Raw genomic sequence first — 25,857 nt, 5'->3', positions numbered from 1 at the left:
TTGGCAGCTACTGGAAACCCAAATCCGAATAAGGCAACTGCTGATACGGCGAGCGATCCGACTATTCAGCAGAAAAGTGTATCGTTGTGGCAGGATGCCATGTACCGTTTATCCCGTAACCCGGTTGCTATGATTAGCCTGGTTATACTTGTTATTATTATTTTAATGGCCATTATTGGTCCTTATATGTTGCCTTACAACTATTACAGTAATGATCTGATGAATACCAATAAAGCTCCTTCAGCTGAACACTGGTTTGGAACGGATAACTTGGGCCGTGACATGTGGGTTCGGACATGGATGGGAGCTCGCATTTCCCTGATCGTAGGTTTCTCTGCAGCGCTGATTGACCTTGTTATCGGTATTATTTATGGTGCTGTTATGGGTTACAAAGGTGGTCGCGTGGATGAAGTAATGAACAAAATTTCCGAAATTTTGTACTCCATTCCGTATCTGTTGATCGTAATCCTGCTGCTCGTTGTTATGGAGCCTGGATTGCCAACAATTATCTTTGCATTGGCTGTTACCGGCTGGGTAACCATGTCCTGGATTGTACGTGGTGAAATTATGCAGCTGAAAAACCGTGACTTTATTCTGGCAGCACGTTCCATGGGTGCAAGTGGCAGTCGTCAATTGTTCAAACACCTGTTGCCAAACGCATTGGGACCGATTATTGTAACGGTAACATTATCGGTACCAAGTGCGATCTTCTCGGAAGCTTTCCTGAGTTTCCTGGGCCTTGGTGTACAGGCTCCTGTATCTTCTCTGGGTTCCATGATCAATGATGCACTTCAGGGATGGAATCTGTATCCTTGGCGTATGTGGTTCCCTGCAGGTCTGATCTGTCTTACCATGCTGGCATTTAACCTGCTGGGTGATGGTCTGAGAGACGCACTGGATCCGAAACTGAGAAAATAAAATCTATAGGAGGTGGGCTAAGTGGAGAAAATCTTAACAGTCAAGAATTTGAGCGTGTCTTTCAGTACTCGTGCAGGCGAATTTAATGCCGTAAAAGATGTCAATTTTGAAATTGGCAAAGGAGAGACGCTGGGTATTGTTGGGGAATCCGGTAGTGGTAAGAGTGTAACAGCTCAAACGATTATGCGTCTGATTCCTTCTCCGCCTTCTAAGATTAAAAGTGGAGAAATCACTTTCCTGGGCGAGAGCCTGCTTCATAAAACCGATAAACAAATGGAAACAATCCGTGGTAAAGATATCGGTATGATCTTCCAGGATCCGATGACTTCCCTGAACCCGACCATCAAAGTCGGCAAACAGATTACGGAAGTATTGCGCAAGCACCAGAAAATGTCTTCTACAGAAGCCAAAGCATCGGCACTGGAAATGCTCAAACTGGTTGGTATCAAAAACCCGGAAGTTCGTTTTAACCATTATCCTCACCAGTTCTCGGGTGGTATGCGTCAGCGTGCGATGATCGCTATCGCTCTGGCATGTCGTCCATCCCTGCTGATTGCGGATGAGCCTACTACTGCACTGGATGTTACGATTCAGGCCCAGATTCTGGATCTGATGAAAGATATGCAGCAAAAATTGGGTACATCGATTATCCTGATCACGCATGATCTGGGTGTTGTAGCCGGCATGTGTGACCGTGTGGTAGTTATGAAAGAAGGCGATGTTGTAGAAACAGGTACAACATCCGAAATTTTCAAAAATCCACAGCATCCGTATACCAAGCGTCTGCTGAATGCATTGCCTCGTCTGGATGAGCCGAAAAAACCTAAGATGGTATCTGCTATTGCAGGTCTTGATCCTACTCGTCCATTGGTAGAAGTGTCGAATCTTCGTCAGCACTTCAACCTGGGCAAAGGTAACGTTCTCAAAGCCGTAAATGATATCAGCTTCAAAATCTATGAAGGCGAAACACTGGGAGTGGTTGGTGAGTCCGGTTGTGGTAAGTCGACAACAGGTCGTACTATGCTTCGTTTATATGAGCCAACAGGAGGAAGCGTTAAATTTAACGGAACGGATATTTTCAGCCTGTCTCCACGTAAAATGAAAGCGATGCGTAAAGATATGCAGATGATCTTCCAGGATCCCTATGCATCTTTGAACCCTCGTTTTAATGTTATGGATATTATCGGCGAATCGCTGGATATCCACGGTCTGGCGGGAAGCCGTGCAGAACGTAAAAGACGCGTAGAAGAACTGCTGGATATGGTTGGACTGAACGCAAGTCATGCTACCCGTTATCCACATGAATTCTCCGGTGGTCAAAGACAGAGAATCGGGATTGCCCGCGCTCTGGCAGTTAATCCAAAATTCATTATCTGTGATGAGCCGCTGTCCGCACTGGACGTATCGATTCAGGCACAGGTTGTTAAATTGCTGGAAGAACTGCAGCAGCGTCTGGGTCTGACTTATCTGTTTATTGCCCATGACCTGTCCATGGTTAAGCACATTAGTGACCGTGTAGCAGTTATGTATATGGGTAAAATTGTAGAACTGGCGGAAAGTGAAGAATTGTATGCGAATCCGCTGCATCCTTACACCAAAACACTGCTATCTGCGATTCCGATCCCTGACCCGGATGTTGAAGTGAACAAACGCAGAATTCTGCTTCCGGATGAGCAGCAGGTTCCTGTAGAGTCTGCTAATCCTGGCGCACCAAAAGATCCTTTCAATTTGGAAAATTCCGAGTTGATGGAAGTATCTCCTGGGCACTGGGTAGCTCAATCGCTGGCTTAAATCAGCTTCTGCACTATATAAAAACCGTCATAATATATGGCGGTTTTTTTCTTTATTTCAAAAAGTAAAAAAGTATGCTGATTTCTTTGACTAAACGGCTATACTTTCGTTACAATCATATAAGGTATAGAAGTTACAATAAGTAACAACGATGAGGAGGACCTTACCCCATGAATGTAGTCCCGGAGAGGCTACCTGCGAATCAGCCGCTGGCAGAGCGGTATATCAATGATTTTGCATCGGTAAGCAGCTTGTATAATATGAAGGTTACTGATCCGCAGACGTGGGCTCAGCGGGCAGCGTGGCTGGATCAGAGTAAGCACTCCCGGATGGATCGTGGAGCGTTAGTAGATTGTCTGGAGCCGTATAACCTTGTACACAATAATCATGAAGAAGTGCAAAAGTCACTGCAACTGCTACGGCAGGAAGAGACGCTAACGATGGTGGGCGGTCAGCAAAGTGGATTATTTACAGGTCCACTGCTGGTGATTTATAAAGTAGTTACTCTGATTCTTGGTGCTCGTGAAGCGGCAGCCAGGTTGAACCGTCCGGTTGTTCCGGTATTCTGGATTGCTGGAGAAGATCATGACTGGGATGAAGTAAACCATACGTACCTGCCGGATCGTGATGGACAGGCAGTTAAAATCCGTATGGATCATGAGCGTGGTGGCCATTCACCGGTTAGTCGTACCGCTATTGATCGCAGTCATACAGAAGGGGTTCTGAAGCAATTTGAGAGCCTGCTGCCGGACAGCGAGCACAAAAGCGAATGGATTCAGGAACTGCATCAGTGTATGGAGCAGTCAGATAATCTGAGTCATGCCTTTGCCAAGCAGCTGGGACGTTTATTCGGCCGCTTTGGTGTGGTACTGCTGGATTCGGATGATGCTCAGTTGCGTCGTCTTGAAGTACCCGTATTCCGTCAAATGATTCAGCAAAATGATGAGCTTACTCAGGCTTATCTGGCTGCAGCAGAGAAAGTTCGCACGTTTGGTTATGAAGAACAAGCGACAGTAGCAGAGGACAGTGCCAATCTTTTCTATATTCATAGTGATGAGATTTATACAAATGAACGAATTTTGCTGTTCAAGCGTGACGGTATGTTCACGGATCGTAAAGGTCTTGTGACGTTTACACCGGATGAACTTCTGGATATTTTGGAACAGCATCCGGAGCGATTCAGTAATAATGTACTGACCCGTCCGTTAATGCAGGAATCTCTATTCCCGGTACTGAGTACGATTCTGGGTACGGGGGAAATTGCGTACTGGGCACTTACCCATCAGGCATTTGAAGTACTTAATTTGCAGATGCCGCCGATTTTGCCGCGAATGTCATTTACCATGGTAGAAGAGAAAATCCAGATGCTGATGAAACAGTTTGGTCTTTCTTTTGATGATGTACGTCAGCGGTTTGATGAAGTTAGAGCACAATGGTTGTCCGAACAAGAAGATTATCATCTGGATGAGCGTTTTGCAGAACTTAGACGCCAGTTTGATCAGATGTATATGCCTTTTATTGAGTCTTTGGGCGAGGTTGATCCTTCATTGCCTCATATTGCCGCGACCAATCAGCACAAGATCGAAGCACAAATCGAATATCTGCATCGCAAGAGTAGCAATGCCGTAGCGAAGCAGCATGAAGTAGGTTTGCGCAGATTGGATCGTATTGCTCACTCTCTCTATCCATTTGGCAAGCCGCAGGAGCGGACAATCAACAGCTATTATTATTTTGGTCGTTATGGTGAGCAGTGGCTCGATCAGCTACTCGGTATTGAACCGGATCTGGATGGCGGACATCGATTAATTTATATGTAAGAGCAGAATGTATTAGAGTGGATTACTAGCTGTAAAAAGCGGTTTGTTTACTCTTATGAATCTTCATTATCCATATATCATTGAACAAGAAAAATGGAGCACTCTCACGGGAGGTGCTCTATTTTTATATGAGCAGCCATATTGAAAAAGCATATACTTGATCAGCAGAATGCAAAGCGAGCCGACAGGCTGCAGCAAATAAAGATTGCTTCTTGGATAGGTATGCCTTTAAATGGAACTATCAGTGGGTTATAATAATGAGCTGGAATTATCTATATGCAGAGGAGAAATGAATATGACATTACCATCCCTTCAAAACAGCATTGTTGCCGATATGGCGCTTGCTCCGGAAGGCCACCGTAAAATTGAGTGGGTATCTTCCCATATGCCGGTCTTGAACCGGATTCGTGAAGAATTTGAACGTGATCTGCCTTTCAAGGGACTGAAAGTAACGATATGTCTGCATCTGGAAGCCAAAACGGCTTACCTGGCCAAAGTGGTACAGGCAGGCGGAGCAGAAGTGACGATTACCGGCAGTAATCCATTGTCTACACAGGATGATGTATGTGCAGCGCTAGTCGAAGATGGAATCACTGTTTTTGCAAAGTATAATCCTGAACCTGCCGAGTACAAGAGTCTGGTCCTGCATGCTCTGGAGACTCGTCCCGATCTGATTATCGATGATGGCGGAGACCTGATTACCCTGATGCACGGCGAACGTCCGGATCTATTGGAAGGTATTCGTGGTGGTGCAGAAGAAACAACAACCGGCATTATCCGTCTCAAAGCCCTGCAAAAAGAAGGTACGCTGCAGCTGCCGATGGTCGCTGTTAATGACGCGTACTGCAAGCATCTGTTCGATAACCGTTATGGTACGGGTCAGTCGGTATTTGATGGTATTATCCGTACGACTAACTTGATGATCGCAGGCACAACTGTTGTTGTAGTCGGTTATGGCTGGTGTGGTAAAGGTGTAGCTATGCGTGCCAAAGGACTGGGTGCCAATGTTATCGTAACTGAAGTGGATGCGATCAAAGCGGTAGAAGCCCACATGGATGGATTCCACGTAATGCCAATGATCAAAGCGGCGCAGTTGGGCGATTTCTTCATCACTGTAACCGGCAACAAAGATGTGATTGTAGGCGAACATTACGATGTAATGAAAGATGGCGCTATTGTATGTAATGCAGGCCATTTTGATGTAGAAGCGAACAAGCCTGATCTGGCTGCACGCGCGGTATCGATTCGTACAGCCCGCAAAAATATCGAAGAATACAAAATGCAGGATGGACGCCGCATTTATCTGCTGGCTGAAGGACGCCTGGTAAATCTGGGAGCAGCAGACGGTCATCCGGCTGAAATTATGGATATGACATTTGCTCTGCAAGCAGTAGGGCTGCGTTACGTAAACGAGAACTACGAACAGCTGGGTGCTGGAGTTATCAATGTACCTTATGAACTGGATGAGCAGGTAGCACGCTACAGACTGGAAAGTCTCGGAATCGATATCGATGTACTGAGCGATGCGCAGAAATCCTATCTGGATAGCTGGTCCTAAATTTCTATACCGATTTGGATAGCTTATAATTAATGGAGATGGATAATATGTTTGTCTGCGATGACAGCAAATATATTATCCATTTCTATGTAAATTACAGGTTGAAAGGAAGGTTACGTATGACTCTTAACGATGAAGAATATTTATTGAAATCCAGACTAAAGAATTTTGGACAAAAAGAATTCTCTTTTCTAGAATGTAGTGTTGTGATGCCAAACTGTATAGAATCGTTATTAAACAACATAGGAACAATAGATAGTGAATTACGGGATAATCTTATTTATATGACTTTTGCAAGATGGATTACGAGTGGACAGCTCTCTGCTGAGATCATGCTGCATATCAAGAATACGATTATGGACACTACGCATATGTTCTACAGAATAGGCGAAAAGAATAATGATACTGTTTTTACTCGCTCTTTCTCTGTGCTATTCATTCCATTACTGTTGGAAAGAAATAAGCAGCAAGCATTTATGCAGCCTAACGAATTAACAGAGATCCAGGAAAAAATACTGCTTTATATCAAAGAAGAAAAAGATTTAAGAGGATTTGTAGAAAATAAAGGATGGGCTCATGCTTTGGCGCATACAGCCGATGCTATACATGCCATATCTGTTTGCAATCATCTTTCTGCTCAGCAGAGTATGCGGTTTTTGGATGCAATAAAAAATGCGATATGTACGAAGCAAGTGGTTTATACGAATCTGGAGGAAGAAAGATTAGTGACGGCAGTGGTAAGTCTGATTACTCAAAACAAGCTATCCGATAAAGAGATTGAAAACTGGATCGGTCGTTTTCTGATCTGGGACAAGACAGAAGTATGGAATGAAGAATATAAAATCATATTTAATATCAAAAGCTTCTTGGGCAGTCTTTATTTCCGTATACATAAGCGTAACGAATTCAGTTGCACAGCTAGAGTGATTGAAGACAGATTACATACCTTCATGCAAAGCTACATAAGCTGATGCCCTTTATCTTAAGCGGGACTATTCAATCCCTAAAAAATAAATGATGTAATAGAATCATCGTAAAAAATGTTCAAGCAATTTACTAAGCAAAAAGAACGATACTTCCGATATAAAAAAGTCGGGCTTTTTACGTGCTTTTTTGCAAAACAAGATGCTGATTTACATAAAGATTTAAAAAAAGATGAGTTTTTGCAAAAAAAATTGACATTTAAAGAAGGGTTTTGATTTTATACGGCGAATCTATTATGCTAGATAGGTGGAGGAAAGTGGTACATAGTGGGGAACAATGGGTAAAAGGAGTGAGCCGCCAATGTTCATGGGTGAGTATCAGCATAACATTGACGATAAAGGCCGGATTATTATTCCAGCTAAATTTCGCGAACTTCTGGGTCCATCTTTTGTTGTTACTCGTGGTCTGGACCATTGTCTTTTCGTTTATCCCATGGAGGAGTGGTCTCTCCTGGAACAAAAGCTTAAATCTTTACCGCTTATGAAAGCTGATGCCCGTGCTTTCACGCGTTTCTTTTTCTCGGGAGCGCTGGAAGGAGAATGGGACAAGCAGGGGCGTGTCAATCTGCCGATTAATTTGAAGCAGTACGCCAGGCTGGAGAAAGAATGTGTAATTATTGGTGTCTCCAACCGGGTAGAGATTTGGAGCCAATCCGTTTGGGAACAATATTATAACGAATCAGAACAATCATTTAACGAAATTGCTGAGAAGCTGGTTGATTTTGATCTTGATCTGTAATCGTCTAGGAGGTTTACATCTTGTTTCATCACATCACTGTATTAAAAGAAGAAGCGACAAGAGCCCTTCAGGTCAAACCTGATGGTATTTACGTCGATTGTACGCTCGGGGGAGCAGGACATAGTTCGGTTATTGCAGCTGAACTGGGAGCAGGAGGTCGACTGATTGCTTTTGATCAGGATGATACTGCACTAAATAATGCCAAAGCGGTATTGGCACCATATGAAGACAAAGTCACTCTGATCAAAAGTAACTTCCGTCATCTGGAGGAAAAGCTTTTGGAAGCTGGGGTGCCGGTCAAAGATGGAGTACCGCAGGTAGACGGCATTCTGTTCGATCTTGGCGTTTCTTCACCTCAGTTCGACGATGCTGACAGGGGATTCAGCTATAATCACGATGCTCCGCTGGATATGCGGATGGATCAATCCATCGAACTAACAGCATGGACTATTGTGAATACCTGGCCTGAAGAAGAAATCGCCCGCATACTATATCGATATGGCGAAGAAAAGTTTTCAAAACGGATTGCCAAAGTTATCGTGAAGCAGAGAAATGTAGCGCCGATCGAGACAACAGGGGAACTGGCAGAACTAGTCAAGGAAGGTATTCCCGCGGCAGCAAGAAGAACAGGCGGACATCCTGCAAAGCGTAGTTTTCAAGGGCTGCGAATTGCTGTGAATGATGAGCTGGGTGCTTTTGAAGAAGCACTTCATCAATCCGTGCGCTGTCTGGCACCGGGTGGACGTGTATCTGTTATTACTTTCCATTCTTTGGAAGATCGTTTATGCAAACAGATTTTTGCAGAGTATCTGGAAAAAGATGTAGCACCGCAGGGCTTCCCTATTTATGTAAGCAATGGCGGTGTGCTGAAGTTGGTGAATCGCAAGCCGGTTCTGCCAACTGATGAAGAAGTAACAAGCAACAAACGGGCAAGATCTGCCAAATTACGTGTTGCCGAAAAAGTGCAAAAAGAAAATCAAGAATAATACAGTAAGGAGACGGATACATGGCTTATACACGTGGGAACCTGGCAGTCAAGCAAAAACCGGCTGAGAAGGTCGTTCGGAAATATCGTGAAACGACAAAAGTGGTTGTACGCCGTTCTGCCCTGCCGATTCAGGAAAAAATGCTTTATCTCGCAACCGTTATTTTCTGCGTTGCTATTGCGAGTGTTATTATCTGGCGTTATGCGTATATTTATGAACTTAATAAAAATGCGCAGGATATGGCAACCGCAACCGCACAGCTGCAGAAGCAAACAACACAAAATGAGCTACGTCAACATCTTTTGGAGAATGATATCGTAGCGCGTGCAGCTGCACTGGGTTACATAGAGCCTACAGACACTGTACCTATTCAGGTGTCGCGGGAAAAAGGAACGGCTGCTACCTCGTCGGATGTCAAAGTGAACAACTAAAGCGGGGGATCAGGCAGTGGATAAAAGAATAAAACTTCGTGCTTTATTTATAGGGGGATGCATTACCCTCTTTTTTGCCGTACTCGTCATCCGTGTATTCTGGATTCAGGTTGTCCAAGGATCAGATTGGCATAAATATGCAGAGAAACAGTGGACCAGTCAAAGTACGATTTCTGCTGTTCGAGGCACAATTACGGATCGTAACGGCAATAAGTTGGCAATGGATGCGCCTGCCTACAATGTTGGACTTAACCCAAAGGTAATTGCGGAACTTGGGGTGAAGGATGAGATTGTAAGCCGTTTGCATGAAATTCTTGGTACGGATGAAAGTGAAATTGAGAAGCAGGCTACATCCATGACAACACCGACAGCCAAAAATCCAGTGAGCGAGCTGCGTACATGGCGTGAGCTGAATTCGGGTGGACGGCGTATCCCTCAGGATAAAGCAGATCAGGTGAATGCACTGATTGCTGAGCTGAAAGAAAAAACCGGTCGACGCTATGATGTTGGGGTACAGCTGGATGTAACGACCAAACGCTATTATCCCAAAAATGAACTTGCTTCTCATGTCCTTGGATATACCAACAATGATGGTGAAGCAGTAGCTGGTATTGAAGCTTATTATGATAAGCAGCTCAAAGGTGAAGATGGTTCTATTGTTTATCAACGTGATAATCAAAAGGATAAACTGCCAGATTCGCAGGATGTGTATAAGCCTGCAGTGAATGGCAGCAATCTGACGCTTACGATTGATGAGACGATTCAGTATTATACGGAGCAGGCAATGAAAGAAGCATTTAAGCAGCTTCAGCCGAAAAGTATTACGGTAATTGCTGCCGATCCGAACACAATGGATATTCTCGCAATGGCAAATATGCCGACTTTTGATCCTAATAAGTTTAATGAAGTGACAGAAGAAAACTATGACAGCTTCAAAAACCTGGGAATTAAAGCGGAGTATGAGCCAGGTTCTACTTTCAAAATCATTACTCTGGCAGGTGCAGTTGAAGAAGGATTATTTAATCCTGAAGCGACGTATCAATCAGGTACGATTCAAGTTGGCCGTACCACGCTTCATGATATCAACCGTGTAGGTTGGGGTCCTATTACTTATCTGACGGGGCTGAAGCGTTCCAGTAACGTAGCGTTTGTTAAACTGGGTTATGAGATGCTGGGAGCAGAGAGATTACGCAAGTATATTGATGCTTTTGGATTTGGCGTAAAAACAGGAGTTGATTTGCCAGGTGAACTGTCAGGTGCAATCACTTTTAATCCGAATATTAAAACAGAGGTTGCTACAGCAGCTTACGGGCATGGTCGTGTACAGGTTACTCCTTTACAGCAGCTGGTAGGCGTCTCGGCAGTAGCAAACGGCGGTAAAGTGCTAACTCCTCACGTAGTTAAATCAATTACCGACCCGAATACCGGTGTAACTACAGATGTACCTGTACATGAAGTGCGTCAGGCTATTGATGCCGCTACTTCGGAGAAAGTACGTGGTTATCTGGAACAGGTCGTATCTGACCAGGAAATTGGAACAGGGCGTCATGCTTATATTGATGGCTATCGTGTAGCTGGTAAAACAGGTACAGCGGTCAAGGTTATTAACGGGAAATATGATTATACCAAGCAGGTCGTTTCCTTTATCGGATTTGCACCGGCAGACAAACCCAAAATCGCCATGATCGTTGTTATCGACCAACCTGCCGATTCCAAGCTGGGTGGTGGTGCAGCGGCGGCTCCGGTATTCAAGAAAATCGTGAGTCAGGCACTCCCTTATATGGGCGTACCGAAAGCAACCGATGACAGCGATACGCAGAAGAAAACCAAAACAGCCACATCTGCACCAGCACCGGTTAGTTATAATGTACCTACACTTACCGGTAAAACGGTAGATGCTGCCAAAAAGAAACTGATTGCCAGTGGAATTACTTTTAAAGTAGTCGGTACAGGCAATAAAGTGGTCAAGCAGTATCCAGCTGTAGGGGCACTGATGGATGGGGGTCAAAGTGTATATCTTATGACCGAAGATCCGACCAAAATGGAAATTCCCGATCTCAAAGGTGAATCACTGCGCGATGCGCTGGAGATTCTGAACCTGATGAAAGTCGAGGTGACCACAGTAGGTCAAGGATATGTAGCCGAACAGGTAGAATCTTCGGCAAATGGTCGCCGAATCATTACACTGACACTCAAATCAGCGAGAGCGATTGTTACAGGTGTGGATGATGAGGAAGCGAACGCGCTGGGGACTAAGGAAGCAACACCAGCTGCCGGTGATGACCAAACATCAACCGAAGCAGAAAATACCGGTTCTACAGACAAGAAGACTGAAGAATCGACTTCGTCGTCAGAGACTTCGGCAGAAACAACTCCTGAATCGTTCGGTCCTCCTTCAACAGATGCAGGTACTAACAGTACTGGCGATTCTACTGAAGGAACAAAAAGCACGTCAGGAAGCACACTAAAAATTCCGGAGCCTACAGGTGCTCCAACGAACTAATGAGTTAATGCTAATTATGATAACCCGGCAGTCATCGGTAAGGGGAAGTCCTCCTTTTATTCATCCGAAGACTGCCGGGTATCGTTATTAATTTTGGAAAAGAGGAATCGCTATGTTGTTATCTGAAGCGGCCAGCCTGCTTATTACATCCCGGATTGAAGGTACTGCGGATGTTTCCATTACAGGCATGGAAATTGACTCACGCAAAGTAAAAGCAGGGGATTTGTTTATCTGTCTGCCAGGCTTCACGGTAGATGGTCATGATTTTGCAGAACAGGCAATAACCCAGGGAGCGGCTGCTCTTGTGGTAGAACGAATTTTGCCGCTGGATATTCCTCAGCTGGTCGTTAGCAGTTGTCGTCACGCGATGGCTGTACTGGGAGATGCGTTTTATGAATATCCTAGTCGTAAGCTGAATATGATTGGAATCACAGGTACCAATGGCAAAACCACAACTTCTTACCTGATTGAGCGTATTATGAATGATCATCGTATCAATACAGGCTTGATTGGAACAATTGAAATGCGTTATAACGGTAAAGCGGTACCGATGCCTCGTACTACACCAGAAGCGATGGAACTTCAGCGTCTGCTGCATGAGATGGTTCAAAATGATGTGCAGTGCTGCGTTATGGAAGTATCTTCTCACGCGCTGGAACAAGGACGGGTCAAAGGAACAGATTACCGGACAGCCATTTTTACGAATATTAGTCAGGATCATCTGGATTATCATGAGACAATGGAACAGTATGTGGCAGCCAAAGGGCTGTTTTTTGCACGTCTGGGGAACTCTTATGACACGGATCCGGCAGAGCGCAAATACGCTGTACTGAATGCTGACGATCCGGCCGTAGATTATTTCCGCGGTATAACAGCAGCAGATGTGATTACATATGGTGTGGATCAGCCTGCCGATGTGCAGGCTTCAAATATTCGGATTACCGCGAGAGGAACAACTTTCCATTTGCAAACGTTCCGCGGTAATACAGATATGACTCTCCAGATGGTAGGCAAGTTCAACGTATATAATGCACTTGCTGCCATTACAGCAGCACTGATCGAGAATGTGCCATTGGAACAAATTCGTGAGAGTCTTGGCCAGATGCCGGGTGTGGATGGACGCGTCGAAGCAGTAGACGCCGGACAGCCTTTTGCCGTGATTGTAGATTATGCACATACACCGGATGGACTGGAAAATGTACTTCGGACGATTAGCGAATTTGCGGAAGGCCGAATTCTGACGGTATTTGGCTGCGGTGGTGATCGGGATCGTACCAAACGCCCATTAATGGGACAGGTAGCCGCCAAATACAGTGATTATACGCTGGTTACATCGGATAATCCCCGAACAGAAGAACCGGTAAGCATTCTGGATGATATTGAAGCAGGTCTGCGTGAAAAGCAGGTGGCTGCTGATCGATACGAACTGATTGTGGATCGCCGCGCTGCTATTCAAAAAGCGGTTGAAATGGCACAGCCTGGCGATGTACTATTGATTGCGGGTAAAGGCCATGAGACGTACCAGATTGTAGGTACGGAAGTTCATGATTTTGATGATCGGCTGGTAGCCAAAGAAGCGATAAGGGGTCTTTCCAAGTGATAAATACAACTATTGATCAGATAGCGGCAATGTGCGGTGGGCAGCTGATTGGTGATTCATCGATACGCTGTCATGGCGTCGTCATTGATTCAAGACAGCTGCAGGATAACTGTCTGTTCATTCCGATTATTGGCGAGAGAGTCGATGGGCATGATTTGGTAGAACAAGTACTGGCAAATGGAGCTGCTGCCGCGTTATGGCAGGCTGATCATGGCACGCCTCCCCAGGGGAATATAATAATCGTCGAGAATACGCTGAATGCTCTTCAGCAGCTTGCCAGCGCGTATCTGGAGAGTACCGAAGCCAGAGTAATCGGTATTACCGGTTCGAATGGCAAGACGACGACCAAGGACATGATTTATGCGCTTATGACCGAAGCCTATCGTGTGCATAAGACCGAAGGCAATTTTAATAGTCACATCGGTCTGCCGCTAACGATACTGGCGATGCCGGCAGATACCCAGATTCTGATTCTGGAAATGGGAATGCGTGCACGGGGTGAGATCGAACTGTTATCCGATATTGCTCATCCGGATACGGCAGTCATTACCAACATCGGAGAATCCCATCTGGAGCAGCTGGGTAGTCGGGAAGAGATTGCGCGTGCCAAGCTGGAGATTGTTCATGGTCTTAAAGCATCCGGATTGCTCGTATATCATGGGGATGAACCGCTGTTACAGCAGGTGCTGTCGGAACCGGAATATGCGGATCAAGACATGCGCAAGATTACTTTTGGCATGGAGCAGCACAATGATCTGTATGCGACCGGAATGATGACACAGGGACAGTCCACTATCTTTACTACCAATGCACTTTCGGAAGAAGCCTGGAAGCTACCGGTACTGGGTGCCCATAATATGGTCAATGCCATGGCAGCGATTCTGGTCGCTCAGGCATATGAACTGAGTGAAGCACAGATTCGTCAGGGATTTGCCAAGCTACGCCTGACCGGAATGCGAATTGAAATGCTGCAGGGTCGCGATGGAATCACCCTGCTGAATGATGCTTACAATGCAAGTCCAAGCTCCATGAAGGCAGCGATTGATGTACTGGGTAATCTCAAAGGGTACAAACGCAAGATAGCTGTGCTTGGCGATATGCTGGAGCTTGGAGCCGAAGAGCTGGCATACCATGAACAAATCGGAGAATATGTGAATGAGCAGGCAGATCTGCTATTTACTTATGGAGAGCGTGGACAGGCGATTGCCCGCGGCGCAGCGAGACATTTGCCGCCGGAATGTATTCGTTCCTATACATCCAAACCGGAACTGATCGAAGATCTGCAAAAAACAGCACGAGAACAGGATGTTATTTTATTCAAAGCTTCCAGAGGCATGAGACTGGAAGAAGTTCTACAGGCGCTGATGCCTGATTCAATAAGCAACGCATAGGCGCTGGAGGAGTAGGAAAATGGATTTTCAAATATTGTTATTAGCGGCGGCTGCATCGTTTGTATTATCAATTATTGCTATGCCGATATTGATTCCGCTGTTACGCCGCATTAAATTTGGTCAGCATGTACGCAGTGATGGTCCACAGACTCATCTTAAAAAAGCTGGAACGCCGACAATGGGTGGTATTGTGATCATCCTGGCAGCTACTCTGGTATTTATCAAATTTTCGGTTATCGACACCAACTTCTGGGTGCTGCTGACGTCTACCGTAGGATTTGGACTGGTTGGGTTCCTCGATGACTATATCAAAATCGGTCTCAAACGTTCACTCGGTCTGACTGCCAAGCAAAAACTGATTATGCAGCTGATTTTCTCGGCGATTATCTGTTATCTGCTAATCCAAAAAGGACACAGTACAGCGCTTGGTATTCCGGGAACATCGTTCTCGTTTGACTGGGGTGGCTGGTTCTATTATCCATTTATCGTAATTATGCTGCTGGCGATTACCAACGCAGTCAACTTTACAGATGGTGTGGATGGACTGTTGTCAGGAGTAAGTGCAATTGCATTTGCCGCTTATGCGATTATCGCGATTCAGGCGACTGCACCGGCAGCTGCGGTATGTGCTGCAGCCATGATTGGTGCAGTTATCGGATTCCTCGTATTTAATGCTCATCCGGCCAAGGTATTTATGGGGGATATGGGCTCGCTCGGAATAGGAGGGGCAATCGGAGGGATTGCGATTGTCACCAAAAGTGAGCTGCTGTTCCTGATTATTGGTGGTGTATTCGTAGTTGAATTGCTCTCTGTAGTTATTCAGGTCGTTTCTTACAAAACGCGTAACGGCAAACGTGTATTCAAAATGGCTCCGATTCATCATCACTTTGAATTATCAGGCTGGTCGGAATGGCGTGTTGTAATTACGTTTTGGGCAGTCAGTCTCGTACTGGCCGCACTCGGAATCTATATTAGCAAGGGGTTGTAGTGATGAATGATCCTCAATCATATCGTGGATTACCGGTCGTAGTCATCGGTCTGGCGCGCAGCGGTGTAGAAGCAGCCAAGGCTCTGCATCGACTTGGCGCATTAGTGACAGTCAATGACTTGAAGCCAAGAGAACAATCTCCGGAAGCTGCCGAACTGGAAGAGCTGAATATCGAGGTGATCTGTGGAGGACATCCGGAAGGATTGATTCACAAGGATATCGCTCTGCTTGTCAAAAATCCTGGTATTCCTTACAGCGCGCCGCCGATCCAGCAAGCAATGGATCTGGGTATTGAAGTGATTACCGAGGTGGAGCTGGCTTACCGGATCTCGGATGTGCCGATGATCGGTATCACGGGCTCAAACGGCAAAACGACCACGACAACATGGGTAGGCCAAATGCTTGATGCCTGCGGTCTTCATCCGATTGTAGGCGGTAATATCGGTATTCCACTATGTCAGGCCGTTGTGGAAGCCGAAGAGAAAGATAATGCGATTATTGTAGCAGAACTGAGCAGTTTTCAGCTCAAAGGTACGCGTGATTTCAATCCAACCATTGCCGCTCTGCTCAATGTAGCCGAGACGCATCTGGATTATCACGGTACGATGGATGATTATGTCACGTCCAAACGCAAAATTTTTGAAAATCAGGGCGAAAAGGATACAGCGGTACTGAACTGGGATGATAGTTACTGCCGCAGCATGATTCCTTATATCAAGGCAGGTCGCATAATTCCATTCTCTGTCAACGAGGAGCTGGGAAATAATGCAGCTATGGCCGCAGCATTGTCTGCTCAGTCAGGCATGTCGGTAGGCGCAATGTATGTCTCTCCATCCTATGTGCCGGATATGGAGGATGATCTGGAGCGGACGATCATGTACTGGGATGAAGAGCAGGGAGCTGTACCGATTCTGCGTGTGGATGAACTGGGTATTCCAGGTCGTTACAATGTAGAAAATGCACTGGCAGCCTGCGCAATTTCGATCGCTGCCGGCTGTCAGCCCAAGCAGCTGGCAGATACTCTGCGCACTTTCCGTAGTGTAGAGCATCGTCTGGAATATGTAACCACGCATAACGAGGTGGCTTACTATAACAATTCCAAAGCTACCAATGCCAAAGCAACAATGATGGCATTATCCGCTTTTCAGGATCAAGGGATCATATTGATTGCCGGCGGATTGGATCGTGGGTCGGACTATATGGATCTGCTGCCTGTATTTCAGTCGCAGGTCAAGGCGCTGGTTGTACTGGGACAAACCCGTCACAAGTTGGCACGAGTAGCCGAAATGGCAGGGGTTGCTTCGATACGGATTATTGAGGAGACCGATCAGGCGGAACAAGCTGTGTATCAGGCAGTTCAGCAAGCTTCAGAACTTGCAGAAACCGGTGATATTGTATTATTGTCACCTGCCTGCGCCAGCTGGGATATGTTCTCTTCCTTTGAAATCAGGGGCAATGTATTCAAGCAGGCAGTCAACGAACTGTAGATTCCTTATATATACATCTATGGTAATTCTGCGTATAGCCATGTGAACTATTCTGCTATACAATATGTAACTCAGAGACTAAGATACGCAAATTTAAATGAAAGGAGGTGCGATAAATGCGAGTTATATTAACTGGCGGTGGAACCGGAGGCCATATATACCCTGCGCTGGCTATTGCCGAGCAATTCAAAGAGCAAGGTATCAAAGCGGAATTTCTGTATATTGGCGGCAAGCGCGGACTGGAGACACGAATCGTTCCAGAGACCAAAATGCGCTTTGAAACGATCGATATTACAGGTTTCCGCAGACGACTATTTTCACTGGAAAATATCAAGACAATCAATCGATTTATACAGGGTGTCAAAATTTCCAAAAAGCTGATTCGTGAATTCAAGCCGGATATTGTAATTGGTACCGGAGGTTATGTGTGTGGACCCGTAGTATATGCAGCTGCCAAGCTGGGGATTCCTACCATGGTACACGAGCAGAATGCGATTCCGGGACTGACGAATTTGTTCTTGAGCGGTTATGCCGATACCGTGGCAGTGAGCTTTGAAGAGGCGATCTCCAAGTTCAAACGGGCCAAACATGTACTGTTCACCGGAAATCCACGAGCGACTATGGTTCAGCATGCCGATCGTGAAAGAGGACTTGCTTCACTGGGACTTCCGGCAGATGCCAGAGTAGTGTTGATGGTAGGCGGCAGTCGTGGTGCACGGGCTCTTGTGGAAGCGATGGTGCAGGCAGCGCCTCTGTTAAAGTCCAAGCCGGATGTTCATTATGTGTTCGTTACTGGTGAAATCTACTATGACGAAATCTATGAACGCATTAACCAGGCGACCGATTCCATGCCGAATTATCTGCATGTACTGCCGTATATTCCGAATATGCCGGAAGTACTGGCAGCGACTTCTCTTGTGATTGGTCGTGCAGGTGCTTCCTCACTCGCGGAGATTACATCACTGGGGACACCTTCTTTATTGATTCCTTCACCGAATGTCACCAATAATCATCAGGAAGCCAATGCGCTGGCTCTTCGAAAAGCCGGAGCAGCAGAGATGATATTGGAGCGTGAGTTAAACGGAGCGACTCTGATTGCTCACATTGATAAAATTATGGATCATGAAGAAGAGCGACAAAGGATGTCCGAGGCTGCTTCTACTCTCGGTACTCCACAATCGGCCTTTTTGCTGGTTGAAGAGATCCAGCGTATTTGCAATGCTTCTGTGGTAACCCAATAAGGATGCTGGACCGTTACATAGCAGTCGTTCGTGTCAAAGCAGAAATAGTTTACCCCCTATCGGACGACTGGCACTGTGATAAACAGTTTTCGTGATATGCAGGCAATATCGGGAGACATTTTACGCTGGTTGGGGATTCCAAATGAGGCATGCTATAATGACGGAGAAGTTCAGGTACAATCTGGCTGCAATACAGATGGAATTGAAATAAGACTTATTGGAGAATTGCCATGCCAAAGCAAAAACTAGTTGTTCTTCCGAAAAAAGAATCTTCTGCAGAATCGCGTCCTGCTGCGGGCCGCAAATTATTCGGACGCAAAAATCGACTGATCATCATGCTAAGTATCTTTTTCCTGCTGGTACTTGGGATTGTGTTCTGGTTTTCACCGCTGGGCAAAATATCAGAGATTACTTTCAGGGGTAATGCGTTTACGTCCAAGGAAGATCTGCTGTCAGCAACCCGTCTGGCCAAAGGAAATGCTTTTTACGGTACATCTGAGGATACCCTCAAAGAAAGGCTGCTAAGCATCCCGGCAATTGAGAGTGCTACAGTGACCAAGCATTTTCCAGGCAAAATCGATGTTACGATCAAAGAGTATCCTGTGGTTGCCTATGAACTGGCAGGATCCGGACAATTGACAGCTATTTTGCAGAGCGGAGCTGCGGTACGTGCCGACACGCGCGGGGTAGCTGTAGAAAAGCCCGTCCTTACCCAATGGTCGGACTACGAAGCGCAAAAGGTTCAGCTGTGCAAAGTACTGGGTACGATACCGAGTGAGCTAACCTCGGATATCTCGGAGATTATTCCTTCACCGACGCCTTCATTCCCGGATCGAATCATGATGTATACCCGCTCGCGCTTTGAAGTGATTACAAGCATATCGCTGCTGGCGGATAAAGTGGAATACCTGAATCAGGTAATTGAGACACAACCGCCCGGTGTGATAACAATGCTGGAAGCAGATGCCTATACACCGTTCAATCCGGATGATATCAAAGATCAGACAGAAGAAGCGCCTGCACAGTAACGATTTTGACATCTTTTGTCGGCAAAATGTACTTTTTGACAATGTTCGGGCTGCAATACTTTCTGTGGCGTCAGAAAAATGCTAGAATAGGCTGTATAGATATTAAAGAATTGTAAACTTTAATACTGGCTTAACAATTTTCTGAAGTACCCGGTGAACTCTTTCTTTTTTCTCCAGACTTTTAACGTTTTTCGGAACCTCAAAAAGTTTGCAGAAAAAAGAGGGAAAGCATATGAAATGTGGAATACTAATGTAGAGAGCGTTTTATGGAAAATGATTTTCGGAAATTGAATTTCCAGCTTTTAGGCAGCAAGCCCGGAAGAACGGAAATGCACTATTTTAATTCAGGAATTTACAGGAGGTGCCAAGGGCTTGAGCAACAATGACATCATTGTTAGTTTGGACATCGGTACATCCAAAGTTCGTGCTATTATCGGGGAAATGAACAATGGAACCTTTAATATTATTGGAGTTGGATCTGCCGACTCGGAAGGAATTCGCAAGGGCGCGATCGTTGATATTGATCAAACCGTGCAGTCCATCCGAAATGCAGTTGATCATGCAGAGCGTATGGTCGGCATTCAAATATCTGAAGTGATTGTAGGTATTTCGGGCAACCATATTGGACTTCAAACGAGCCACGGAGTAGTAGCCGTATCCAATGAAGACCGCGAAATTGGTGAGGAAGATATCGAACGGGTGCTGAAAGCGGCAGAAGTGATTGCCCTTCCGCCGGAACGGGAGATTATCGATGTAGTCGCCAAGCAATACGTGGTGGACGGACTGGAAGGAATTCAGGACCCGCGCGGTATGATTGGCGTGAGACTGGAAGTAGAAGCTACCATTATTACAGGTGCCAAGACATCTATTCATAATCTTCTGCGTTGTGTAGAGAAAGCGGATCTGCACATTAAGGATCTGGTATTGATTTCGCTGGGAGCAGGGCAGCTGGCACTGTCCAAGGACGAAAAGACAATGGGAGCTGTTCTGGTCGATATTGGAGCAGGATCATCCACCATTGCAATTTTCGAAGAAGGTTCGCTCAAAGCAACCTCTACCTTGCCAATCGGCGGCGAATTCGTCACGAACGATATCGCTTATGGTCTGCGCACGCTGACAGAGAATGCAGAGAAGGTAAAATTGAAGTATGGCTGTGCACTCCATGAGGAAGCGGCTCCCGATGTAGTATTCAAAGTACAACGCATCGGCAGCAACGTGGACAAGGAGTTCACACAACAGGATCTTGCAGCGATTATCGAACCGCGTGTACAGGAAATTTTCGAATTGATTCGTCAGGAAGTTGTACGTCTCGGTTATCATGAGCTGCCGGGTGGTTATATACTCACAGGAGGCACTGTATCCATGCCGGGTGTTCTGGAGATTGCCCGTGAAGAATTGGCAGCCTCTGTCCGGATTGCAGTTCCTGATTATATCGGTGTACGTGACCCTGCCTATACGAGTGGAGTCGGTATCCTGTATAATGTAATTCGCAATATTCGCAGCGGTGGAAGTACAGCGGGCGCCAACAAAAAAGCACCGGCTCGTAACAAAGCTGCATCGACCCCGGAGAGCAATGCAAAACCGGGCTTGATTGAACGGCTCAAAAATATGTTCAGTGAATTCATTTAATAAGGAAGTTCATTCTAGCTTGGAACGAGCCATTCATGGACAATGAGGGGGAGATGGAAGAGTATGTTGGAATTTGATTTCGAAATGGAAAGCCTGGCCCAGATTAAGGTCATCGGTGTTGGCGGCGGCGGTAGCAATGCAGTCAATCGGATGATCGAAAATGGTGTTCAAGGCGTGGAATTTATAACAGTAAATACAGATGCACAGGCACTGCATCTGGCCAAATCCGAACATAAACTGCAAATCGGCGACAAGCTGACTCGCGGTCTGGGTGCAGGAGCAAATCCTGACGTAGGTAAAAAAGCAGCCGAAGAATCCCGTGATCTGATCAGCAACACGCTGAAAGGGGCAGATATGGTATTCGTCACTGCAGGTATGGGCGGCGGTACAGGAACAGGGGCAGCCCCTGTAATAGCTGAGATTGCCAGAGAATGCGGTGCCCTGACGGTTGGCGTAGTTACACGTCCGTTCACTTTTGAGGGTCGCAAACGTTTCTCCCAGGCAGAGCTTGGTATTGAAGCGCTCAAGGAAAAAGTAGACACACTGATCGTTATCCCGAATGACCGCCTGCTGGAGATCGTTGACAAAAAGACTCCGATGCTGGAAGCATTCCGCGAAGCGGATAATGTACTGCGTCAGGCTGTACAAGGTATTTCCGATTTGATCGCTGTACCGGGTCTGATCAACCTTGACTTTGCTGACGTTAAAACCATCATGACCGAGCGTGGCTCTGCTTTGATGGGTATTGGTGAAGCAACAGGCGAGAACCGTGCAGCAGAAGCAGCACGTAAAGCCATCATGAGCCCACTGCTGGAGACTTCAATCGAAGGCGCACGCGGCGTTATCATGAATATCACAGGCGGCAATAACCTGTCCCTGTACGAAGTCAATGAAGCAGCCGAAATTGTAATCAGTGCTTCCGATCCGGAAGTAAACATGATCTTCGGTGCGATCATTGACGAGAACCTCAAGGAAGAGATCAAGGTTACGGTTATTGCGACTGGTTTTGAACACAAACCGGCACAGCCAATGCAGCCGGCACGTCGTCCATCTGCATCCCAGCCACAAGGACAGCAACCAACTTCCAGTGAGGCACCTGCTGAAGAAAAAGCGCCTAGTCAGCGCCAATTCAGCAACAATCAACAACCAAGCGGAGATCAATTGGATATCCCGACTTTCCTGCGTAACCGTTCCCGTCATAAAAACGACTAGAACTGGTAATATTAACAGCAGGACACCGATCGTAATGGTAAATGTACCCGATACAAAGATGTACCTGTGTGTTACGGAAAGGACTTGTTTTCTACGGAAAACAGGTCTTTTTCATTTCAGCAGCTTTTATGTATTTTGTTGAATATTCGTACAGAAAAACATCTGTACAGGAATGCCGGAAATGAGGTACGCATATGGAACCGTTTATTCATACCATGGAAAACAACAGACCAGAGCTGTTTAAGCTGGACTATTCAGCATATAGCAGCGGATTGACTGCAGGATTTACCGGAAGAAAGGGTGGAGTCAGCAAGGCACCCTATGATTCTTTTAATCTGGCTTATCATGTAGAAGATCATGCCGGGGACGTACTGGAGAATCGTAAAATGCTCTGTGACGCTCTGGGATTTCATCAGGAGAACTGGGTATGTGGAGAACAGGTACACAGTAATCACATTGAAATCGTTACTGCTGAACATGCAGGCAAAGGCTGGGCAGATCGGGAAAGCGCATTTCAGAATACAGATGGGCTGGTCACCAACGTACCGGGGATATTACTCACTTCCTTTTATGCGGATTGTGTGCCATTATATTTTATAGACCCGGTAAATAAGGTCGTAGGACTGGCGCACGCCGGCTGGAAAGGCACAGTAGCCGATATTGCCGGAGAGATGATCCGAACGATGACAGGGCAGTATGGAAGTCGTACAGAAGATATTCGTACAGCCATTGGACCTTCTATTGGCAGCGATCATTATGAAGTGGATCACAAGGTTATGGATGCCGTAGATGTTTGGACAGCAAAGCTTGAGGGTAATGGTCAGCAGCTTACATACGCGAGACCGGGCAAGCCGGGCAAAACCTGGCTCGACCTCAAACAATTAAACCGTGAAATTATGATTTTTGCAGGAATACAGCCCCAGCATATCGAAATGAGTAGTTGGTGTACGTACGAGAACAATGATTTGTTCTTCTCCTATCGTGCAGATGGAGGACGTACAGGACGTATGGCTAGCTGGGTTGGCATAGAAATGGAGTGAACTACAGATTGGGACTACAGGAACGTATTGCTCATGTACAGGAGCGTATTCAGGCGGTCTGTGAGCGAAATAATCGTCATGCCGATGAGGTTCAGATTGTCGCTGTGACCAAGTATGTATCGCTGGCAAAAACAGCAGATGTACTGGATGCAGGACTGATGCATCTGGGAGAAAACCGTTGGCAGAACGCCCAGGCAAAATGGGAAGCACTGCATGATCGCGGTGTATGGCATTTTATCGGTCATTTACAGACCAACAAAGTCAAAGACGTTATTGGCAAATTTCAATATATTCATTCTCTGGATCGCCTGTCGCTCGCCAAAGAACTGGAAAAAAAGGCAGCCGAACTGGATATCCGTGTCAATGTATTCGTACAGGTCAATATTTCCGGAGAAGAGTCTAAGTATGGACTTGCAGCGGAAGAAGCTCCTGCTTTTTTGGAGTCTTTGCAGCAGATGCCACATCTGAATGTGGTGGGGCTGATGACAATGGCACCCGAAGTAGAGGATGCGGAACAGACACGTCCTGTATTCCGCGGACTTCGTGAACTAAGAGATCGCTTAAATGAACTGAAGCTGACGGAACAGCCGATACAGCATTTGTCGATGGGAATGTCGGGCGACTTTGAGATAGCAATTGAGGAGGGGGCGACTTTTGTACGCCTCGGCTCCATCCTGGTGGGTAAAGAGGAGGATTAACGATGGGTGTAATGAATCGCTTTATGAATTTTTTGGGACTTCAGGAAGAAGAGGAAATTGTAGAACGCGAGCAAATTATTGAGGAAGATGATGAGCCCCGTGAAACTTCTCCGTCCGATCTACGTAAGAACAGTAGAGCGAATAATGTCGTTAGTATTCATTCACAAAAAAATGTGAAAGTCATTTTGAATGAGCCGCGCAGTTATGATGAGGCGCAGGATATTGCAGATCATCTGCGTTCGCACCGTTCGGTTATTGTTAATCTGCAGCGTGTTCGTACGGATCAGGCGCTGCGTATTATTGATTTTATGAGCGGAACAGTCTATGCACTGGGCGGCAGCATTTCCAAGATCGGCGGTAACATTTTCCTGTGCACACCGGATACGGTAGAGATTGAGGGCACAATCGCGGAGATACTTGGTGAAGATTTTGATTATAACAAGATGAGGTGATAAGACTTTGGATACGCTTCTTACGGTATTATACTATCTGTACCAAATTTATACGTATATGCTTATTATTTATATCCTGCTGTCTTGGTTGCCAAGCGCACGCGAGAGTTCATTTGGACAGCTGCTGGCACGACTGGTGGAGCCTTATTTGGCACCGTTTCGCCGTTTCATTCCACCAATCGGCGGGGTACTGGATATTTCGCCAATCGTGGCGTTGTTCGTATTGAGATTAGCTTTTAGCGGCTTGCAGTATTTGTTGATCAGCCTGTTTTATTAAGCAGGAGACAAGTTCTGAATACCGTTTGTTCGTCTTGCAGCAGCTAGGCGAGGATATGTGTCTACAGTACAGGAGAGATCGCAAAATCACTCCACGAAAGGTAGTAACCACTCATGCATAGTAATATTCAACATCATTTTCATCCGGATGAGCGGGAGTTTGTAGAGCGGGCTGCGGAGTGGGTTCATAACGCAGCCCGTTATCATGAGCAGAAACTGACCGATTTTCTCGATCCGCGACAGGCCTATATTCTGTCTACGCTGATTGCCAGAGAACCGGATGTTCATCTGCGCCTGGAAGGCGGTTCACCGCATGCAGAACGCAAACGGGCATTGGTTGGTCCGGACTATCTGGATCTGGAATCGGAAGACATGCAGATAGAAGTGTTATCCATTACGCCGGAAGGTCAGAAGTTTACCGAACTGGAACATGGCGATTATATGGGTTCTATTCTGGGCCTCGGTATCAAGCGCGGCAAAGTAGGAGATATCCATGTGCTGGAGGATGGCTGCCATACTGTCGTGGCTTCCGAGATTGCTTCGTACCTGCATCTGCATCTGACTCAGGTGCACCGGCTGCATGTGATGACCGAACTGCTGCCAGCAAGTGCATTACGGGCAGCTGTGCCGGATATCCAGACAATGGAACTGACAGTGGCTTCCATGCGGCTGGATGGCATCGCCAGCGATGTCTACCGGCTGAGCCGTAGCAAGATTCTGGTGCCGATCAAAGCCGGGCGCTGCCGGGTGAACTGGAAGCCCGAAGAAGATCCTTCCCATCCTCTCAAAGAAGGGGATATGGTCTCTGTGCAGGGAATGGGCCGTTTCAAGGTACTTGAACTGGATGGCGTAACCAAAAAAGGAAGATACCGAGTCAAAATTGGCAAATTTGTGTGATAAACAGTAGGTCTTTCTTTTACGTTTTACCGCATCGGCGGATAACATCCTCATGCTGATTGCAGAGAGATAACATCACTATGCAGTTCATAGATGGATAAGCAGGCAGAAGGGTCAACAAAAAAACGGACCGTATCATCATATACCGGTCGGTTTTTTTGTACCCGGCTGTTATTTCCGGTGTGAATAAAA

General features: G+C 46.2%; 22 protein-coding genes. All 22 read left to right on the top strand.

Annotated features, from left to right (window positions below):
- The gene (locus WH46_RS12340) at positions 1-918 is read left to right on the top strand and encodes an ABC transporter permease (RefSeq protein WP_017811806.1); all 918 of its coding nucleotides are present in this window, start codon (positions 1-3) and stop codon (positions 916-918) included.
- A gap of 21 nt (positions 919-939) precedes the next feature.
- Positions 940-2,709 (top strand): ABC transporter ATP-binding protein, encoded by a 1,770-nt coding sequence (locus WH46_RS12335; protein ID WP_046226863.1) that lies wholly within the window; start codon positions 940-942, stop codon positions 2,707-2,709.
- 170 nt (positions 2,710-2,879) lie between these two features.
- A complete protein-coding gene (bshC, locus tag WH46_RS12330; protein WP_046226862.1) occupies positions 2,880-4,526 on the top strand; it encodes a bacillithiol biosynthesis cysteine-adding enzyme BshC in 1,647 nt (548 codons plus the stop codon).
- Positions 4,527-4,821: 295 nt separating this feature from the next.
- On the top strand, positions 4,822-6,084 hold the full coding sequence (locus tag WH46_RS12325) for an adenosylhomocysteinase (RefSeq protein ID WP_017811803.1): 1,263 nt from the start codon (positions 4,822-4,824) through the stop codon (positions 6,082-6,084).
- A 119-nt stretch (positions 6,085-6,203) separates the two neighbouring features.
- Positions 6,204-7,055: a DUF2785 domain-containing protein gene (locus WH46_RS12320; RefSeq protein ID WP_197088274.1), complete on the top strand. Its 852-nt coding sequence runs from the start codon at positions 6,204-6,206 to the stop codon at positions 7,053-7,055.
- A gap of 313 nt (positions 7,056-7,368) precedes the next feature.
- Positions 7,369-7,806 carry a division/cell wall cluster transcriptional repressor MraZ gene (mraZ, locus tag WH46_RS12315; protein WP_017811800.1) on the top strand — a complete coding sequence of 146 codons (438 nt, stop codon included), beginning with the start codon at positions 7,369-7,371 and terminating at the stop codon, positions 7,804-7,806.
- 20 nt (positions 7,807-7,826) lie between these two features.
- Entirely contained in the window at positions 7,827-8,792 is a 966-nt protein-coding gene (gene rsmH, locus WH46_RS12310) for a 16S rRNA (cytosine(1402)-N(4))-methyltransferase RsmH (RefSeq protein ID WP_046226861.1), read from the top strand.
- A 20-nt stretch (positions 8,793-8,812) separates the two neighbouring features.
- Positions 8,813-9,223, top strand: a complete 411-nt coding sequence (locus WH46_RS12305; protein WP_017811798.1) for a hypothetical protein — start codon at positions 8,813-8,815, stop codon at positions 9,221-9,223.
- A gap of 16 nt (positions 9,224-9,239) precedes the next feature.
- Positions 9,240-11,726 (top strand): penicillin-binding transpeptidase domain-containing protein, encoded by a 2,487-nt coding sequence (locus tag WH46_RS12300; RefSeq protein WP_046226860.1) that lies wholly within the window; start codon positions 9,240-9,242, stop codon positions 11,724-11,726.
- A 112-nt stretch (positions 11,727-11,838) separates the two neighbouring features.
- A complete protein-coding gene (locus WH46_RS12295; RefSeq protein ID WP_046226859.1) occupies positions 11,839-13,326 on the top strand; it encodes a UDP-N-acetylmuramoyl-L-alanyl-D-glutamate--2,6-diaminopimelate ligase in 1,488 nt (495 codons plus the stop codon).
- Positions 13,326-14,717: a UDP-N-acetylmuramoyl-tripeptide--D-alanyl-D-alanine ligase gene (locus tag WH46_RS12290; RefSeq protein WP_156172281.1), complete on the top strand. Its 1,392-nt coding sequence runs from the start codon at positions 13,326-13,328 to the stop codon at positions 14,715-14,717. Before WH46_RS12295 ends, WH46_RS12290 begins: the two co-directional genes overlap by 1 nt.
- A 19-nt stretch (positions 14,718-14,736) precedes the next feature.
- Positions 14,737-15,705 carry a phospho-N-acetylmuramoyl-pentapeptide-transferase gene (gene mraY / locus WH46_RS12285; RefSeq protein ID WP_046226858.1) on the top strand — a complete coding sequence of 323 codons (969 nt, stop codon included), beginning with the start codon at positions 14,737-14,739 and terminating at the stop codon, positions 15,703-15,705.
- A 2-nt stretch (positions 15,706-15,707) separates the two neighbouring features.
- The gene (murD, locus tag WH46_RS12280; RefSeq protein ID WP_046226857.1) at positions 15,708-17,192 is read left to right on the top strand and encodes a UDP-N-acetylmuramoyl-L-alanine--D-glutamate ligase; all 1,485 of its coding nucleotides are present in this window, start codon (positions 15,708-15,710) and stop codon (positions 17,190-17,192) included.
- Between the two features lie 116 nt (positions 17,193-17,308).
- Complete coding sequence (gene murG, locus WH46_RS12275) at positions 17,309-18,433, top strand: undecaprenyldiphospho-muramoylpentapeptide beta-N-acetylglucosaminyltransferase (RefSeq protein ID WP_017811792.1); 1,125 nt, start codon at positions 17,309-17,311, stop codon at positions 18,431-18,433.
- Positions 18,434-18,663: 230 nt separating this feature from the next.
- Entirely contained in the window at positions 18,664-19,461 is a 798-nt protein-coding gene (locus WH46_RS12270; protein WP_046226856.1) for a cell division protein FtsQ/DivIB, read from the top strand.
- 372 nt (positions 19,462-19,833) lie between these two features.
- Entirely contained in the window at positions 19,834-21,090 is a 1,257-nt protein-coding gene (ftsA, locus tag WH46_RS12265) for a cell division protein FtsA (protein ID WP_017811790.1), read from the top strand.
- Between the two features lie 63 nt (positions 21,091-21,153).
- Entirely contained in the window at positions 21,154-22,302 is a 1,149-nt protein-coding gene (gene ftsZ, locus WH46_RS12260; protein WP_017811789.1) for a cell division protein FtsZ, read from the top strand.
- Positions 22,303-22,496: 194 nt separating this feature from the next.
- Entirely contained in the window at positions 22,497-23,342 is an 846-nt protein-coding gene (gene pgeF / locus WH46_RS12255; protein ID WP_046226855.1) for a peptidoglycan editing factor PgeF, read from the top strand.
- Positions 23,343-23,350: 8 nt separating this feature from the next.
- The gene (locus tag WH46_RS12250) at positions 23,351-24,040 is read left to right on the top strand and encodes a YggS family pyridoxal phosphate-dependent enzyme (protein WP_046226854.1); all 690 of its coding nucleotides are present in this window, start codon (positions 23,351-23,353) and stop codon (positions 24,038-24,040) included.
- 2 nt (positions 24,041-24,042) lie between these two features.
- A complete protein-coding gene (locus tag WH46_RS12245; RefSeq protein WP_017811786.1) occupies positions 24,043-24,492 on the top strand; it encodes a cell division protein SepF in 450 nt (149 codons plus the stop codon).
- A 7-nt stretch (positions 24,493-24,499) separates the two neighbouring features.
- Positions 24,500-24,769, top strand: a complete 270-nt coding sequence (locus tag WH46_RS12240) for a YggT family protein (RefSeq protein WP_017811785.1) — start codon at positions 24,500-24,502, stop codon at positions 24,767-24,769.
- Between the two features lie 113 nt (positions 24,770-24,882).
- The gene (locus WH46_RS12235) at positions 24,883-25,665 is read left to right on the top strand and encodes a YlmH family RNA-binding protein (protein ID WP_046226853.1); all 783 of its coding nucleotides are present in this window, start codon (positions 24,883-24,885) and stop codon (positions 25,663-25,665) included.
- Positions 25,666-25,857 lie beyond the last annotated feature (192 nt).

The organism is Paenibacillus dauci (assembly GCF_000971985.1).
Taxonomy (GTDB): Bacteria; Bacillota; Bacilli; order Paenibacillales; family Paenibacillaceae; genus Saccharibacillus; species Saccharibacillus dauci.
The sequence above is the reverse complement of the archived record's forward strand: the minus strand, read 5'-3'. Positions and strand labels throughout refer to the sequence as shown.

Bases quoted from the DNA above. Each gene is read 5' to 3' on its own strand.
- mraZ (WP_017811800.1), top strand. From the start codon at position 7,369: ATGTTCATGGGTGAGTATCAGCATAACATTGACGATAAAGGCCGGATT.
- WH46_RS12305 (WP_017811798.1), top strand. From the start codon at position 8,813: ATGGCTTATACACGTGGGAACCTGGCAGTCAAGCAAAAACCGGCTGAG.
- murG (WP_017811792.1), top strand. From the start codon at position 17,309: ATGCGAGTTATATTAACTGGCGGTGGAACCGGAGGCCATATATACCCT.
- WH46_RS12245 (WP_017811786.1), top strand. From the start codon at position 24,043: ATGGGTGTAATGAATCGCTTTATGAATTTTTTGGGACTTCAGGAAGAA.
- WH46_RS12235 (WP_046226853.1), top strand. From the start codon at position 24,883: ATGCATAGTAATATTCAACATCATTTTCATCCGGATGAGCGGGAGTTT.
- WH46_RS12295 (WP_046226859.1), top strand. From the start codon at position 11,839: ATGTTGTTATCTGAAGCGGCCAGCCTGCTTATTACATCCCGGATTGAA.
- mraY (WP_046226858.1), top strand. From the start codon at position 14,737: ATGGATTTTCAAATATTGTTATTAGCGGCGGCTGCATCGTTTGTATTA.
- murD (WP_046226857.1), top strand. From the start codon at position 15,708: ATGAATGATCCTCAATCATATCGTGGATTACCGGTCGTAGTCATCGGT.
- WH46_RS12320 (WP_197088274.1), top strand. From the start codon at position 6,204: ATGACTCTTAACGATGAAGAATATTTATTGAAATCCAGACTAAAGAAT.
- pgeF (WP_046226855.1), top strand. From the start codon at position 22,497: ATGGAACCGTTTATTCATACCATGGAAAACAACAGACCAGAGCTGTTT.
- ftsZ (WP_017811789.1), top strand. From the start codon at position 21,154: ATGTTGGAATTTGATTTCGAAATGGAAAGCCTGGCCCAGATTAAGGTC.
- WH46_RS12270 (WP_046226856.1), top strand. From the start codon at position 18,664: ATGCCAAAGCAAAAACTAGTTGTTCTTCCGAAAAAAGAATCTTCTGCA.
- WH46_RS12325 (WP_017811803.1), top strand. From the start codon at position 4,822: ATGACATTACCATCCCTTCAAAACAGCATTGTTGCCGATATGGCGCTT.
- bshC (WP_046226862.1), top strand. From the start codon at position 2,880: ATGAATGTAGTCCCGGAGAGGCTACCTGCGAATCAGCCGCTGGCAGAG.